The organism is Streptomyces sp. NPDC052043 (assembly GCF_044548235.1).
Lineage (GTDB): Bacteria > Actinomycetota > Actinomycetes > Streptomycetales > Streptomycetaceae > Streptomyces.
This window is the reverse complement of record NZ_JBIUBT010000001.1, coordinates 489,361-504,390: the sequence shown is the minus strand read 5'-3', so window position 1 is coordinate 504,390 and position 15,030 is coordinate 489,361. Positions and strand designations below refer to the sequence as shown.

The 15,030-nt window shown below is 73.0% G+C and carries 13 protein-coding genes; 10 read left to right on the top strand and 3 right to left on the bottom strand.

Annotated elements, in window-relative coordinates:
• The first annotated feature begins 159 nt into the window (after positions 1 to 159).
• The 3 genes from aceE (at position 160) to ACIHCX_RS02215 (ending at position 4,570) form a co-directional block, all read left to right on the top strand.
• Positions 160 to 2,862, top strand: a complete 2,703-nt coding sequence (gene aceE, locus ACIHCX_RS02225) for a pyruvate dehydrogenase (acetyl-transferring), homodimeric type (RefSeq protein ID WP_400025742.1) — start codon at positions 160 to 162, stop codon at positions 2,860 to 2,862.
• 118 nt (positions 2,863 to 2,980) lie between these two features.
• Complete coding sequence (locus ACIHCX_RS02220; protein WP_400025740.1) at positions 2,981 to 3,985, top strand: helix-turn-helix transcriptional regulator; 1,005 nt, start codon at positions 2,981 to 2,983, stop codon at positions 3,983 to 3,985.
• Between the two features lie 66 nt (positions 3,986 to 4,051).
• Complete coding sequence (locus ACIHCX_RS02215) at positions 4,052 to 4,570, top strand: DUF4240 domain-containing protein (RefSeq protein WP_400026591.1); 519 nt, start codon at positions 4,052 to 4,054, stop codon at positions 4,568 to 4,570.
• Between the two features lie 91 nt (positions 4,571 to 4,661).
• Here ACIHCX_RS02215 and ACIHCX_RS02210 read toward each other — a convergent pair whose 3' ends face one another.
• Entirely contained in the window at positions 4,662 to 5,471 is an 810-nt protein-coding gene (locus ACIHCX_RS02210) for a peptidoglycan recognition protein (RefSeq protein WP_400025738.1), read from the bottom strand.
• A 189-nt stretch (positions 5,472 to 5,660) separates the two neighbouring features.
• On the opposite strand from ACIHCX_RS02210, the gene ACIHCX_RS02205 reads away from it, so the two are divergent.
• Positions 5,661 to 6,845, top strand: coding sequence for a MarP family serine protease (locus ACIHCX_RS02205; protein ID WP_400025737.1), 1,185 nt, complete (start codon positions 5,661 to 5,663; stop codon positions 6,843 to 6,845).
• Between the two features lie 34 nt (positions 6,846 to 6,879).
• On the opposite strand, the gene ACIHCX_RS02200 is transcribed toward ACIHCX_RS02205, so the two are convergent.
• Positions 6,880 to 7,365: a GNAT family N-acetyltransferase gene (locus ACIHCX_RS02200; RefSeq protein WP_400025736.1), complete on the bottom strand. Its 486-nt coding sequence runs from the start codon at positions 7,363 to 7,365 to the stop codon at positions 6,880 to 6,882.
• Positions 7,366 to 7,436: 71 nt separating this feature from the next.
• Between ACIHCX_RS02200 and ACIHCX_RS02195 the strand changes: the two genes are divergently transcribed.
• Positions 7,437 to 8,333 (top strand): TIGR01777 family oxidoreductase, encoded by an 897-nt coding sequence (locus ACIHCX_RS02195; protein WP_400025735.1) that lies wholly within the window; start codon positions 7,437 to 7,439, stop codon positions 8,331 to 8,333.
• 213 nt (positions 8,334 to 8,546) lie between these two features.
• A complete protein-coding gene (locus ACIHCX_RS02190) occupies positions 8,547 to 9,971 on the top strand; it encodes an NAD(P)/FAD-dependent oxidoreductase (protein WP_400025734.1) in 1,425 nt (474 codons plus the stop codon).
• A gap of 21 nt (positions 9,972 to 9,992) precedes the next feature.
• Here ACIHCX_RS02190 and ACIHCX_RS02185 read toward each other — a convergent pair whose 3' ends face one another.
• Positions 9,993 to 11,483, bottom strand: a complete 1,491-nt coding sequence (locus ACIHCX_RS02185; RefSeq protein ID WP_400025733.1) for a regulator — start codon at positions 11,481 to 11,483, stop codon at positions 9,993 to 9,995.
• A 244-nt stretch (positions 11,484 to 11,727) separates the two neighbouring features.
• Here ACIHCX_RS02185 and lipB point away from each other — a divergent pair, with 244 nt between their 5' ends.
• The 4 genes from lipB (at position 11,728) to ACIHCX_RS02165 (ending at position 14,887) form a co-directional block, all read left to right on the top strand.
• Positions 11,728 to 12,525: a lipoyl(octanoyl) transferase LipB gene (lipB, locus tag ACIHCX_RS02180; protein WP_400025731.1), complete on the top strand. Its 798-nt coding sequence runs from the start codon at positions 11,728 to 11,730 to the stop codon at positions 12,523 to 12,525.
• A gap of 119 nt (positions 12,526 to 12,644) precedes the next feature.
• Entirely contained in the window at positions 12,645 to 13,610 is a 966-nt protein-coding gene (gene lipA, locus ACIHCX_RS02175; protein WP_400025729.1) for a lipoyl synthase, read from the top strand.
• Between the two features lie 282 nt (positions 13,611 to 13,892).
• Positions 13,893 to 14,093, top strand: a complete 201-nt coding sequence (locus ACIHCX_RS02170; protein WP_400025728.1) for a hypothetical protein — start codon at positions 13,893 to 13,895, stop codon at positions 14,091 to 14,093.
• 92 nt (positions 14,094 to 14,185) lie between these two features.
• Positions 14,186 to 14,887, top strand: coding sequence for a DUF4191 domain-containing protein (locus ACIHCX_RS02165; RefSeq protein WP_400025726.1), 702 nt, complete (start codon positions 14,186 to 14,188; stop codon positions 14,885 to 14,887).
• The last annotated feature ends 143 nt before the right edge of the window (positions 14,888 to 15,030 follow it).

Genomic DNA, 15,030 nt, shown 5'->3' with positions numbered 1-15,030 from the left:
GGGTTTTACGCTTGAACCCTTTGATCGATCATCGATCAGGGAGTTAGAGTCACCGCTGGGCTTCCACCAGAGCCTCACGCCCTGTCCTGCCAAAGACCAAGGGCACCCCCTGAACCCTTACCGATGAGGGAACCCCCTTCGACTGAGGAAGGCGGCGACATGACCGACCCCAACGCCATCCAGCCGAGCGAGCTCGACCAGCTCCCGGACCGCGACCCTGAGGAGACCGCCGAATGGCAGGCCTCCCTGGACGCCGTCGCCCAGGCGGCCGGGCCGCACCGTGCCGCGTATCTGATGCGCCGTACGCTGGAGCGCGCCGAGGGCGCCGGCGTCCACCTCCCCAAGCTCCTCGAGACGGACTACGTCAACTCCATCCCGACCTCCGCGGAGCCGGCCGCCCCCGGTGACGAGGCCATGGAGGCCCGTATCACCGCGTGGAACCGGTGGAACGCGGCGGCGATGGTGACGCGCGGCAGCAAGTACGGCGTCGGCGGCCACATCGCCACCTTCGCCTCCGCGGCCTGGCTGTACGAGACCGGCTTCAACCACTTCTTCAAGGGCAAGGAGGGCGACGGCTCCGGCGACCAGCTGTACATCCAGGGCCACGCCTCCCCGGGCATCTACGCCCGCGCCTTCCTCGACGGCCGGCTGACCGAGCAGCACCTGGACAACTTCCGCCAGGAGGCCGGCGGCAACGGCCTGCCGTCCTACCCGCACCCGCGCCGCCTGCCCTGGCTGTGGGAGTTCCCGACGGTGTCGATGGGCCTCGGCCCGATCTCCGCCATCTACCAGGCCCGGTTCAACCGCTACCTGACCAGCCGCGGCATCAAGGACGTCTCCGACTCGCACGTCTGGGCGTTCCTCGGCGACGGCGAGATGGACGAGCCGGAGTCCACCACCGCGCTGACGCTCGCCTCCCGCGAGGGCCTGGACAACCTCACGTTCGTCATCAACTGCAACCTCCAGCGCCTGGACGGCCCGGTCCGCGCCAACTTCAAGATCGTGCAGGAGCTGGAGGCCCTGTTCCGGGGCGCCGGCTGGAACGTGGTCAAGTCGCTGTGGGGCTCGGCCTGGGACGAGCTGTTCCAGCTCGACACCACGGGCGCGCTGGTACGCCGGCTGCGCCAGGTACCGGACGCGCAGGTCCAGACGTACCAGACCCGCGACGCCGCCTACATCCGCCAGGACTTCTTCGGGGCCGACCCGGCGCTGGCCGAGATGGCGAAGCTGCTGAGCGACGACAAGATCATCGAGTGCTTCCACTTCTCGCGCGGCGGGCACGAGGCGCGCAAGGTCTTCGCCGCCTACCAGGCCGCCCTGGCGCACAAGGGCGCCCCGACGGTGATCCTGGCCCAGACGGTCAAGGGCCACACCCTCGGTTCGGGCTTCGCGTCGAAGAACGCCAACCACCAGATGAAGAAGCTGTCGGCGGACGAGTTCAAGCAGATGCGTGACCTGCTGGACCTGCCCATCCCGGACAGCGCCTTCGCCGACGGCCAGGTCCCCTACGGCCACCCCGGCGCCGACTCCCCCGAGGTGCGCTACCTCCAGGAGCGCCGCGCGGCCCTCGGCGGCCCGGCTCCGGCCCGCCGCGTCCACCCGGTCGCCCCGCTGCCCGCCCCGGCCGACAAGGCGTTCGCCGCCTTCGACAAGGGCTCCGGCTCGCAGAGCGTGGCCACCACCATGGCGTTCGTCCGCCTGGTCAAGGACCTGGTCCGCGACAAGGAGACCGGCAAGCGCTGGGTGCCGATCGTCCCCGACGAGGCGCGCACCTTCGGCATGGAGTCGCTGTTCCCGTCGCTCGGCATCTACTCGCCCAAGGGCCAGACGTACGAGCCGGTCGACCGCGACCAGCTGATGTACTACAAGGAGGCCAAGAACGGCCAGATCCTCAACGAGGGGATCACCGAGGCCGGTTCGATGGCCGACTTCGTCGCCGCCTCGTCGTCGTACTCGACGCACGGCGAGCCGATGATTCCGTTCTACATCTTCTACTCGATGTTCGGCTGGCAGCGCACGGCCGACCAGATGTGGCAGCTCGGCGACCAGCTCGGCCGCGGCTTCCTGGTCGGCGCCACCGCGGGCCGCACCACGCTGACGGGTGAGGGCCTCCAGCACGCCGACGGCCACTCGCCGGTCATCGCGGCGACCAACCCGGCCGCGCTGACCTACGACCCGGCGTTCGCCTACGAGGTCGCGGCCATCGTCAAGGACGGTCTGCGCCGTATGTACGGCCAGGCCGCGCCCGGCGAGGACCAGGACGTCTTCTACTACCTGACGGTCTACAACGAGCCGCTGCCGCAGCCGGCCAAGCCGGCCGTCCCCGGCATCGACGAGGGCATCGTCAAGGGCCTGTACCGCTTCAACACGGCGGAGTCGGCGGGCCTGACGGTCCCGGCGAACGCGCCGCGGATCCAGCTGCTCGGCTCCGGCACGGCGATCCACTGGGCGCTCGGCGCCCAGCGGATGCTGGCCGAGGAGTGGGGCGTGGCCGCCGACGTGTGGTCCGCGACCTCCTGGGGCGAGCTGCGCCGGGACGCCATGGAGGCCGACGCGGCGCTGCTGCGCGGCGAGGAGCGGGTGCCGTACGTCCGCCGGGCGCTCCAGGGCGCCGAGGGCCCGGTCCTCGCGGTCTCCGACTACATGCGGCAGACCCCGGACCAGATCGCGCAGTGGATCGAGCAGGACTACACCTCGCTCGGCACCGACGGCTTCGGTCTGTCGGACACCCGTGACGCCGCCCGCCGCCACTTCGGCGTCGACGCCCAGTCGATCGTCGCTGCCGCCCTGGCCCAGCTCGCCCGGCGCGGCGAGGTGAAGGCCTCGGCGGTCAAGGAGGCCCGGGAGAAGTACGGCCTGTGAGGCACACCGCATGACGACGAAGGGGTACGGCCGCGGCCGTACCCCTTCGTCGTCCCGGTGTTCGTCGTGCCGGTGACGTCGCGGTGTTCGTCGTCGCCGGCCCCGGCATGATGGCCGTATGCGTGCCGCCCGCCTGATCAGAATGGTGCTGCTGCTCCAGTCGCGGCCCGCCATGACCGCCGCCGAGCTCGCCCGGGAACTGGAGGTGTCGGAGCGCACCGTCACGCGGGACGCGCAGGCCCTGTCGGAGGCGGGCGTGCCGGTGTACGCCGACCGGGGGCGGGCCGGGGGCTACCGGCTGGTCGGCGGCTACCGCACCAGGCTGACCGGCCTCGACCGCGGTGAGGCGGAGGCGCTGTTCCTCAGCGGTGTGCCGGGGGCGCTGCGGGACATGGGGCTTCAGGACGCCGCGTCGGCCGCCCGGCTGAAGGTGTCCGCGGCCCTGCTCCCCTCGCTGCGCGACGCCTCCCGTACGGCGGCGCAGCGCTTCCATCTGGACGCTCCCGACTGGTTCCGCGAGCCGAAGACGCCCGAGCTGCTGCCCGCGGTCGCTCAGGCGGTGTGGGACGACCGCCGGATCACCGCGCGCTACCGGCGCGGCGAGGAGGAGGTCGTGCGGGAGCTGGAGCCGTACGGGCTCGTGCTCAAGGCGGGCGTGTGGTACGTGTGCGCCCGGGTCGTGGGGGCCGACTCCTCCCCGGTCCGCCCGGTCTATCGGGTCTACCGGGTGGACCGTTTCGCGGTCGTCGACGCCGGTGCCGGGGGACGCTTCGAACGGGACGGCGGGTTCGACCTGCCCGCCTTCTGGGAGGAGCGGGCCGCGCAGTTCGCGCGGTCCGTTCTGCGGGCCGAGGTGGTCGTGCGGCTGTCCGAGGAGGGCGTACGGCGGCTGCCGCACGCCGTGGGGCCGGTGCCGGCCCGGGCGGCGCTGGAGGCCGTCGGGGCCGCGGTGGACGGCGACGGGCGCGGGTGGGTGACGGTGACCCTGCCGGTGGAGTCCGAGGAGGTCGCCCACACCCAGCTCACGTCGCTCGGGCCGGAGGTCGAGGTGCTGGCCCCCGAGGGGCTGCGGGAGCGTTTCGCCCGCGACGCCGAACGGCTGGCCGCGCTGTACCGGCCCTGACGGTCCGCTGCTCTCCGGTGTACTCCGCGTGCGCCCCCCGGCGCGAGGGCCGATGCTTGAGCCGTGATGGACGAGACGGAGTTCTGGGAGCTGATCGACGGCAGCCGCGAGGCCGCCGAAGGGGATCCGGAGGAGCAGGCCGACCTGCTCGTCGAGCGGCTGCTGGCCTGCGAGCCCGAGGTGGTCCTGGACTTCGCCCGTCACTTCGAGTCCCGGTACAACCGGGCCTACCGCTGGGACCTGTGGGGCGCCGCCTGGGTGCTCCTGGACGGGGCCAGCGACGACGCCTTCGACTTCTTCCGGTGCTGGCTGATCGGCCAGGGCCGTGAGGTCTTCGAGGGCGCCCTGCACGAGCCGGACTCGCTCGCCGAGCTGCTGGACGACTTCGACGAGGAGGTCGACGGCGACGGCGAGGAACTCGGCTACGCGGCCGACGAGGCCTACGAGCAGCTCACCGGCACGGTCGCCCCCGACCTGGGCGTCCCGGCCGCCCCGTCGGAACCGGAGGGCACCCCCGTCGACTTCGAGGACGACCGGGAACTCGCCCGGCGCTATCCGAAGCTGTGGGACCGGTTCCGTGAATAGCACCGCCGCACACGCCCACCGCCCCACCGGCCCCACCGCGGCGCCGCCCACCACGGACCCGGCCTGGCAGGCCCGGGAGGTTCCAGAGGGCTCAGGAGCGGTGTTGGAGGTGGGCTGCGGCCTCTCGGATCTCGGGGAGGCGTACGGCCAGCGCGGCGCCCGGGCAGGTGGTCATGAAGCCGTCCCTGTGGCCGGCCAGGGCGGGGAGCAGGGCGGCGGTGCCGGACGGGTAGCGGCTGTTGCTGTTGCTGGAGACGAGGCTGACGCTGCCGCGCGGGTCGACCCCGGCCAGGCCCAGTTTCCAGGCGGCCAGCGCGGCGATCGCGTCGGTCATGGCGCGCGGCACGGGGACCCCGGCCGTGAAGGTGCCGATGGCGGCGATGCTCGCCGTGCGGTGGTTGAAGCCCTGGGTGTGGGCGCCGGTGACGGCGCGGTCGACTCCGCCGGCGCGGCCCTCGTAGATCGTGCCGCAGCGGTCGACGAGGAAGTTGTAGCCGATGTCGTCCCACGCGCGGGCGCCGGTCTGCCCGGCGTACAGGCGGCGGATGACGCCCGGCGTGTCGGAGCAGGCGTACGCGTTGGGCGAGTCGGTGTGGTGCACGAAGACGGCGACGACCTTGTCGTCGTAGCGCGGGGGCGGCTGCACGCGCCACACGGTGGTGTCCAGCCAGGCCGAGCGGGGCACGATCCGCGGCCGGGGGGCGTCGTGCGCCGGGGCGGCCGGACGGGGTACGGGGGCGGGCGGGGACGCGGACGCCGTCCGTCCGGAGTCGGACGCGCACAGCAGCAGCGCGCCGACGGCGGCGGCGCCGGGCAGACCGCACAGGAGCGCCACGACGGCACCGCGCGCTCGCTGACGGCGCGGGCCGCGCGCCCGCCCGGCTCTTCGCACCACACGCATGAGCCCACTCTCGGGCGGTTCCGCTCCGTCCGCGATGCGCACTCTGCCACCCGGTGGAACCATCGTCCCGGTCCAGGACGTTTCTGTGGGTACACGTACACGTGGCCGGTCCCCGGATCCACGTGCGCGTGGCTGATCACTGGGTCCGTCCCGCGCGTACTGGGGGATCCGAGGAGAAAGGCGGCGTGAGTGGACCTGCTCGACCTGCTGTTGGTGCTGGTGATCCTCGTCTACGCCGCTTCCGGCTACCGACGGGGACTGGTGGCCGGCTGTGTCTCGCTGGCCGGTTTCGTCGGCGGTGCCGTCGTCGGCGTGTGGATCCTGCCGTGGATGATGGACTTCGTCACGCGCGGAACGACCGCGGCGACGGTCACCGCCGTGCTCACGGTGCTGGTCCCCGCCGTGGTGGGCCACGAACTGGCGGGCCGTCTGGCGCTGCGGCTGCGGCGCGAGCTGGACCGCGGGCCGCTGCGGGTGGTCGACGGCGTCGGCGGGGCCGCCGCCAACACGGTGGCGGTGCTGATCGTGGCCTGGGTGGCGGCGAGCGTCCTGGCCGCCTCCTCCTCCCCGGTGGTGACGACGGCGATACGCGACTCCAGGCTCCTGGGCGCCGTGCAGAACGCGATGCCGGACACCACCCCGGCCTGGTTCTCGCGGGCCACCTCGGCGCTGACCGAGGCGGGCTTCCCACAGGTCTTCAACCCCTTCGAGAACGAGCCGGCGACGAGCGTCGCCCGGCCCTCCGGCGACAGCGTGACGGAGAGCGCGACCAACGCCGCCCGGTTCAGCACGGTCAAGATCGAGGGCGCCTCGGGGAACCAGGGCCGCGAGGGCAGCGGGTTCGTGTACGCGCCGCAGCGGGTGATGACCAACGCGCACGTGGTGGCGGGCATCGACGATCCGGCCGTGCGCATCGGCGGCGTCGGGCGGTCGTACGGGGCACGGGTGGTGCTGTTCGACCCGCACCGGGACGTGGCCGTGCTCTACGTGCCCGGCCTTGAGGCCCCCGTGCTGCGGTTCGACGACACGGCCGCGCGCGGCGACTCGGCGGTGGTCGCGGGCTATCCGCAGGACGGCGCCCTGAACCTCCAGGCGGCGACGGTCGCGAACCGCATCCTGGCGACGGGCCAGAACATCTACAACGACGGCACGGTGACCCGGGAGATCTACTCGATCCGCTCCACGGTCCGCCCCGGCAACTCCGGCGGCCCGCTGCTCACCACGGACGGCCGGGTCTTCGGCGTGGTCTTCGCCCGCTCCACCTCCGACAACGAGACGGGATACGTCCTGACGGCGACCGAGGTATCCCAGGACGCGCAGCGCGCGGCGCACGCGACCGTCCCGGTGGACACGGGCCGGCTGGTGACCTCGTGACCCGGGGCCTCTCGTCCGGGTCAGGCCCCGCGGCTCACAGGGGGCGGCCCATGAAGATGTCGTCGACGTAGACGCCGTCCAGGTGGAACTCCTCCGGCTGGACGCCCTCCACCACGAAGCCCTCGGACTCGTAGAGCTTGCGGGCGGGGGTGTTGTGGCCCAGCACCCGCAGGGTGATGCGGCGGGCTCCCTGGCGGCGGGCCTCCTCGACGGCGGCGCGCAGCAGCGCGCGCCCCACCCCCTCGCCGCGGGCCTCCTCGGCCACGGCGAGCCCGAGGATCTGCCGGACGTGCGCGTTCGACGCCAGTTCGGTGGGGAAGCCGAGGCGGATGTAGCCGACCAGCCGGCCGTCGAGTTCGGCGACCAGGTGGTCGCGCGGTCCCGACCGGGGCGTGAAGAAGGGTTCGTGGTGCTGCCGCGGCGGCCTGACGGAATGCGTCGGGGCCCAGGTCTCGCGGTCGAGCCGGCCAAGGGCGTCCTCGTCGTCGGGCATGGCGAGGCGCATCCGGGGAATCGGCATGGCGGTCACCCTACGGCGCGGTGGGAGGGAGTTCCACGGGATTTCCGCGCCGCGGCGGGCAGGATGGGCACATGGAACGATCACGCATCGCAGTGGCCGGCGCCTCCGGTCTGATCGGCGGTGCCCTGGTGCGGTCGCTGGTCGCGGACGGGCACGAGGTGGTGCGCCTGGTGCGCCGTTCGGCCCGCGGCGAGGACGAGGTCTGCTGGGATCCCGTCGGCCGGTACGTGGACACGGCGGGGCTCGCCGGATGCGACGCGGTGGTCAACCTGGCGGGCGCGGGCGTGGGCGATCACCGCTGGACGGCGGCGTACAAGAAGGCGATCCGGGACAGCCGGGTGCTCGGCACGGCGGCGCTCGCGGAGGCCGTCGCCTCCCTGGACGCGCCCCCGCGGGTGTTCGTCTGCGGCAGCGCGATCGGCTACTACGGCGACACCGGCGAGCGCGCCGTCGACGAGGACGCGCCGCCCGGGGACGGTTTCCTGCCGGCGCTGTGCGTGGAGTGGGAGCAGGCCGCGGCTCCCGCGCGCGAGGCGGGCGTGCGGACGGTGTTCGCCCGCACCGGGCTGGTGGTGGCCCGTGAGGGCGGGGCGTGGAGGCGGCTGTTCCCGCTGTTCAAGGCCGGGTTGGGCGGGCGGCTGGGAGACGGCCGGCAGTTCTGGTCGTTCATCGCGCTGCACGACGAGGTGGCCGCGCTGCGCCATCTGCTGGACACCGCGAGCCTGTCCGGGCCGGTCAACCTCACCGCGCCGAAGCCGCTGACGAACCGTGAGATCACCGCGGCCATGGGCCGGGTGCTGCGCCGGCCCACACCGTTCGCCGTGCCGGCGCCGGTCCTGCGCGCGGTGCTCGGGGAGATGGCGGGCGATGTGCTGGGCAGTGCGCGGGTGGTACCGAAGCGGCTGCTGGAGTCGGGGTTCTCGTTCGCGTTTCCGGGGATCGAGGACGCCGTGCGCGCGGCGCTGTGACGGCTGTGACCGCTCGCCCTGCGGCGCGCGATCGCACCCACGACGGCTTGCGACCGTGCGTGACCGCCGTGCGACCGCCGTGCGACCGTGCTCTGCCCATGCGCGACTGTCCCCGACCGGGCTCGGTCCTAGTCTCGACGCGAACTCGGGTATTCCTGACGCCGGTCGCGGGCATCACCGCTTCACCGGCCGCGCAACCTCGAGGAGGGGCACGTGCTTGAGCCCGCGTATCAGGCGGACGTCGTCGTCGTGGGAGCCGGGGTCGCCGGGCTCGCGGCAGCGCATCGACTCATCAGCGCAGGAGTGACGACCGCGGTCCTGGAGGCCGCCCCTTACGTGGGCGGCCGCATGTCGACGGAGAAGGTCGACGGGTTCCGGCTCGACCGGATCGGACAGCTGCTGAACACGTCGTATCCCCAACTGGCCCTGAGCCCCGGGCTCGACGCGCTGGTGCTGCGGCCCTTCGCGCCGGGGGTCCTGCTGCACAGCGACGGACGGCATCTCCGCGCGGGTGCTCCGGCACACGGAGGGAGCGCGAGGAGCGCACTTCACGTAGTACGCGCCCTGGCGAGCGCCCCCCGCCCGGCGGTCCCCCGGCCGTCGTCCCTCGCCCGCGCGTCCCTTCCCCGGTTGTCCGTCCCCCGGCCGACCGCCGCGCCCTTCCCCGACGGTCCGCCTCCCGGTCGCCGCGGGATCGGCACGCCGCTGCGGCTGCGTTCCGCGCTCGGCCGGATCGCCGCCACACCGGTCGAACGCCTGCTGGCACGCCCGGAACTGACCGCCCGCCAGGCACTGGCCGCCCGCGGCCTGCCCGCCCGCACCGTCGACGGCTTCCTGCGCCCGCTGCTCGCCGCCCTGCTGTGCGACCCCGACCTCACCACGTCCAGCCGCGTCGCGGACCTCGCCCTGCACTCCTTCGTGAGCGGTCGGCTGTGTCTGCCGGAGGGCGGCGCGGAGGTCCTTCCGGAGCTGCTCGCGCGCACGCTGCCGCCCGGCACCGTGCACACCGGCGTGCGGGCCACCTCGGTCTCCACCACCTCGGTGACCACCGCCGAGCACGGCGAGATCCGCTGCCGCGCCGTGCTGGTCGCCACCGACGCGCACGCCGCCGCCGAGCTGCTGCCCGGGCTGCGCGTACCGGACTTCCACCCGGTGACGGTGGTCCACCACACGACCGACGAGCCCCCTCGGACGGGCGGGCACCTGCTGCTCGACGCGGACCGCGGAGGTCCGGTGGCGCACACGGCGGTGGTCAGCCAGGTCGACCCCTCCCGCGCGCCCGCCGGCCGCGCCCTGGTGTCGTCCACGGTCCTGGGGGTGCCCCCGGCCGACGTCGACACGGCCGTACGCGACCACCTGTCCCGCCTCTACGCCACCTCCACCGCCCGCTGGGAGACCCTTGCGGTGCACCGCACCGCCGAGGCCGTCCCCGCGATGCGGCCCCCGCACGACCTGCGGCGCCCGGTGCGGCTGCTGGCCGGCCTGTACGTGTGCGGCGACCACCGGGACACCAGCACCGTCCAGGGAGCGCTGCACTCGGCCCACCGGGCCGCCGCGGCGATCCTGGGGGACCTGGGGGCCGGACGGCCGATGCACCGGGCGGACCCGGCGGCGACGGCACCGAGCGCCGCCGCCTGACCGGGAGACCCGTGCCGGTGCTCAGCCCAGCGCCGCCACCCTGTCCCGGTAGCCGCGTACGGGTGTCGCGTCCTTGTACGGCTCCAGCCGGCGTTCGAAGTCCCTGACGTACTCCACCGCCCGCACGGAGCGCATGTCCGCGGCCTGGGCCGCCGCCTCGGCGGCCAGGCGGCAGGCCTGGTCCAGGTCACCGAGGCCCAGGCGGGCGGTGGCCAGGACCATCCGGCAGAACAACCGGCTGCGGGCGTGGGCCGGGGCGCGCAGCCGGAGGGCGCGTTCGGCGTACTGGGCGGCGGCGCGGTACTGCTGGAGGTCCCGGTGGCAGTGCCCGGAGTCGTCGGCCAGCAGGGCCTCGTCGAAACGCGCCCAGGGGGGCACCTCGTCCCCGGCCCGTGCCGCCTCCAGGGCGCGCTCGGCGCGCAGCAGGGACGCGGTGCAGGCGCGCACCTCGCCCAGCACGCCGTGCCCGCGCGCCTCGGCGGCGTGCAGCAGCGCCTGCACGGCGGGCGGGGCAGACCCGCCGAGCCCCTGCTGGGCCACCCGGGCGAGCTGCACGGCCTCCCGCCCGTGGCCGAGGTAGACGGCCTGCCGGCTCATGGTGACCAGCACATAGGCGCCGTAGGCCCGGTCGCCGGCGGCCTGGGCGAGTCGCAGCGCCTGCACGAAGTAGCGCTGGGCGAGCCCGTGCACGGCGATGTCGTACGACGTCCAGCCGGCGAGCCGGGTCAGGTCGGCGGCGGCCGCGAAGAGCCGGCGGCCGGTCTGCTCGCCGTAGGTGCCGCGCAGCATCGGTTCGCACTCGTGTTCCAGGTAGCGCACCAGGGCCTGGCGGGCGTGGCCGCCGCCGTACAGGTCGTCGAGGGTGCGGAACAGCTCGCCGACCGAGCGCAGGGCGGCGATGTCGCCCGCGGTGACCTTCTGGCGCGCCTCCCGCCCGGCGGGGCCCCGTTCGGCCCGGCCGCGCTGCCGGGGCACGCCGGACACCGCGGGGTCGGGCACGGCGAGGGCGGACCGGTCCGGGCCCCCCTGGGCGGGAACCCGGGTGGCCGGTGCCTCCGCGCGGGCGACCCGGTCGTCGGCCCGGCCGATCAGCCAGTCCCGGCTGGGCACCACGAGCCCGGCCGGGGTGAAGGCGATCCTGCGCAGTTCGGCGTGGCTGCCGCAGTCCTTGCGCCACAGCCCGCCGACGATGTCGACGGCCTCCGCGGGGGTGGCGGCGAACTCCAGACCCGCGTACACCGGGGCGCAGGCGTCCAGGCCGAGGTCCTGGGCGGTCAGGCGGCGCCCCAGGCGCCGGGTGAAGACCTCCGCGATGAGGGCGGGCGTGGTCCCGCGCGGCTGCTGACCGCGCAGCCAGCGGGTCACCGACGTCTTGTCGTATCTCAGGTCCAGCCCGTGTTCGAGACCGAGCTGGTCCACGCGGCGGGCCAGACCTGCGTTGGAGAACCCCGCTTCGGCGATGAGCGCGGCGAGCTGGCGGTTGGGAGTGCGCTGCGCGGGTCGTTCCGTCATCTGCGGTGCGGTCTCCTGCCTTTCGGGCATCCACGCGACCGCGTGGTGCCCGGATTGCCTGTGAGCAGCCCTTATGGCCCCCTGAACGGCGCGAATGTAGCGGAGAGTGAGCAACCGGCCGCAGATTTCCACCACCATTCATCCGATCGTGTGAGGATTGCCCGCGCGGCTGACGCGCACCGGCCGGACGTACAGTGACGTGGGCACGTTTCGTGCCTTACCACCTTGCAGGGAGGCGTTTGCCGTGAGTGAGCTGCGGTTCGTCCGCATGGGATTCGGCACCGAGGCCGTGGACTACGTCCAGGCCTGGGACGAACAGCGCCGGGTGCACGCCGCCCGGTTCGCGGACGAGGTTCCCGACACGGTGCTGCTCCTGGAACACCCGCCCGTCTACACGGCCGGCCGGCGCACCGAGGACAGCGAGCGCCCGCTCGACGGCACGCCCGTCATCGACGTGGACCGCGGCGGCAAGATCACCTGGCACGGACCCGGCCAGCTGGTCGGCTACCCGATCCAGAAGCTGCCCCGCCCGGTGGACGTGGTGGCCCACGTGCGCCGCCTGGAGGAGACGCTGATCCGCACCTGCGCGGAGTTCGGCCTTCCGACCACGCGCGTCGAGGGCCGCAGCGGCGTGTGGGTGCTCGGCGACCCGGTCGAGCAGCGGCCCTCCCTGGGCGGGCTCTCCCTGGACTTCGACCCGCGCCTGGCCGACGAGGAGTTCGACCCGCGGCTCAACGGGCCGGAGTACGCCCCCTCCAACGCCGGGCAGCGCCGCGAGGACCGCAAGATCGCCCAGATCGGCATCCGGGTGGCCAAGGGCGTCACCATGCACGGCTTCTCGTTCAACGTGACGCCCGACATGAAGTGGTTCGACAAGATCATCCCGTGCGGCATCCGGGACGCGGGCGTCGCCTCGCTGGCGGCCGAGCTCGGCCGGGACGTCACGATCGAGGAAGTACTGCCGGTCGTCGAACGGCACCTGCGGGACGTCCTGGAGAACGCGGACCTGAAGCCGCGGGAGATCGACCGGGCCACCGCCTGATCGGGGCCCGCCGCGGGGAATGATCCCGCAGGCCCGCAGGTTGGCCTCCCCGACGGGGCGCAACAAGCACGGGCGTACCCTGGTGTACGCCGAAGAATCGAAGCTACAGGGAGCCGGTCGTGTCCGCAGTCGCACCCGACGGACGCAAGATGCTGCGCCTGGAGGTCCGCAACAGCCAGACCCCCATCGAGCGCAAGCCCGAGTGGATCAAGACCCGGGCGAAAATGGGTCCCGAGTACACGAAGATGCAGAACCTCGTGAAGAGCGAGGGCCTGCACACGGTCTGCCAGGAAGCCGGCTGCCCGAACATCTACGAGTGCTGGGAGGACCGCGAGGCGACCTTCCTCATCGGCGGCGACCAGTGCACCCGGCGCTGCGACTTCTGCCAGATCGACACCGGCAAGCCGGAGGCCCTCGACCGCGACGAGCCGCGCCGCGTGGGCGAGTCCGTGGTCACCATGGACCTGAACTACGCCACCATCACCGGCGTCGCCCGCGACGACCTGGAGGACGGCGGCGCCTGGCTGTACGCCGAGACCGTGCGCCAGATCCACCAGCAGACGGCGGACCGCGAGGACGGCCGTACGAAGGTGGAGCTGCTCGCCCCCGACTTCAACGCCGTTCCCGAGCAGCTGGCGGAGGTCTTCGACTCCCGCCCCGAGGTCTTCGCGCACAACGTCGAGACGGTGCCCCGGATCTTCAAGCGGATCCGCCCCGGCTTCCGCTACGAGCGCTCCCTGAAGGTCATCACCGAGGCCCGCGACTTCGGCCTGGTGACCAAGTCCAACCTCATCCTCGGCATGGGCGAGACCCGCGAGGAGGTCGTCGAGGCGCTCAAGCAGCTCCACGACGCGGGCTGCGAGCTGGTCACCATCACCCAGTACCTGCGCCCCTCGGTGCGCCACCACCCGGTGGAGCGGTGGGTCAAGCCGCAGGAGTTCGTGGAGCTGAAGGAGGAAGCCGAGCAGATCGGCTTCTCCGGCGTGATGTCGGGTCCGCTGGTCCGGTCCTCCTACCGCGCCGGGCGGCTGTACCGGATGGCCGTCGAGAAGCGGGGCACCTACGTCGCCGTCCAGGCGGTCTGACCCCGGCCGACCGTCCGTCCCCCTCCCGCCTCGCACCGCCCGGCAAACGGGCGGTGAGTGTGTGAAATCGGGCACAAGAACCTACTGTCCGGTACAGTCGAATACGACGCGGTCCCGACCGTCGCCGCAGATGGGCGCCCCGGTCAGGACCGCGTCAGCGTTCCGGACCGTGGCCGCGAGGCTTCATCGGTGTTTGACCGTCCGGTCACGCCCTGGTAACACCAAGCAGTGACCCTGGACTCACAGCCCGTACTCCAAGAGCCGTCATGAGGGGGACCTCCCATGCAGGCTGCGCACGTTCGCGCCACCGCGATCCCGTCCTTCACCGACGCACTGCGCGCGGTCGAGTCCCTGCTCATGAGCAGCGGCCAGCGCACCGCCCGTCGCAACGCCTGGAACTCCGTCCTGGAGGACCGGCGCCGGGCCAAGGACCGCGTCGAGGCGCAGCGGGTCCTCGACCAGTTCCCCGCCGTCGGCCCCTGACCCCTCCCCCGACCCCTTTCCGCCCCGTTGTCCCCGGGCCGTAGGGGCACTGCCGTCGTGGGCCGCTCCGGGAGCCACGTAGACTTCGTGGCATGGCGAGGAAGGACAACGCAGCCGAGGCTGCCAACCCCGGGCGACTGAAGCAGATCGCCCTGACCTACAAGATGACCCGAAAGGCCGACAACAAGATCGGTCTGGTACTCGCGGGCGTCTTCATCATCACCTTCGGTGTCCTTCTCGCGATCGGCTTCGCGATCGGTCACCCGCTCTACCTCGGCATCCTGGGCCTGCTGCTCGCCTTCCTCGCGACGGCGATCGTCTTCGGACGCCGGGCCGAGCGTGCCGCGTTCGGGCAGATGGAGGGCCAGCCGGGCGCCGCCGCCGCGGTCCTGGACAACGTGGGCCGGGGCTGGACCACCACCCCGGCGGTGGCCATGAACCGCAGCCAGGACGTGGTGCACCGCGCGGTCGGCAAGGCCGGCATCGTGCTGGTCGCCGAGGGCAACCCGAACCGGGTGAAGTCCCTGCTCGCCGCCGAGAAGAAGAAGATGAACCGGATCGTCGCGGACGTCCCGGTGCACGACGTGATCGTGGGCGACGGCGAGGGCCAGGTCCCGCTGAAGAAGCTGCGCACCACCATGCTGAAGTTCCCGCGCGTGCTGACCGGCCCGCAGGTCACCACCACCAACGACCGGCTGCGCGCCCTCGGCGACCTGATGAGCAACATGCCGCTGCCGAAGGGCCCGATGCCCAAGGGCATGCGGATGCCGAAGGGCGGCCCGAAGGCCCGCTGATCCCGCCCAGACACCTTCTACGACGAAGGGGCGCCCGGAGACCACTCCGGGCGCCCCTTCGTCGTGGGGGCACCTCCGTCGCCTGCGGACATCACGCTTCGCGCCTCGCGCCGCCATGGGCACGGGAACCGCGGCCGACTCCC

Bases quoted from the DNA above. Each gene is read 5' to 3' on its own strand.
- aceE (WP_400025742.1), top strand. From the start codon at position 160: ATGACCGACCCCAACGCCATCCAGCCGAGCGAGCTCGACCAGCTCCCG.
- ACIHCX_RS02220 (WP_400025740.1), top strand. From the start codon at position 2,981: ATGCGTGCCGCCCGCCTGATCAGAATGGTGCTGCTGCTCCAGTCGCGG.
- ACIHCX_RS02215 (WP_400026591.1), top strand. From the start codon at position 4,052: ATGGACGAGACGGAGTTCTGGGAGCTGATCGACGGCAGCCGCGAGGCC.
- ACIHCX_RS02210 (WP_400025738.1), bottom strand. From the start codon at position 5,471: ATGCGTGTGGTGCGAAGAGCCGGGCGGGCGCGCGGCCCGCGCCGTCAG.
- ACIHCX_RS02200 (WP_400025736.1), bottom strand. From the start codon at position 7,365: ATGCCGATTCCCCGGATGCGCCTCGCCATGCCCGACGACGAGGACGCC.
- ACIHCX_RS02195 (WP_400025735.1), top strand. From the start codon at position 7,437: ATGGAACGATCACGCATCGCAGTGGCCGGCGCCTCCGGTCTGATCGGC.
- ACIHCX_RS02185 (WP_400025733.1), bottom strand. From the start codon at position 11,483: ATGACGGAACGACCCGCGCAGCGCACTCCCAACCGCCAGCTCGCCGCG.
- ACIHCX_RS02170 (WP_400025728.1), top strand. From the start codon at position 13,893: ATGCAGGCTGCGCACGTTCGCGCCACCGCGATCCCGTCCTTCACCGAC.
- ACIHCX_RS02165 (WP_400025726.1), top strand. From the start codon at position 14,186: ATGGCGAGGAAGGACAACGCAGCCGAGGCTGCCAACCCCGGGCGACTG.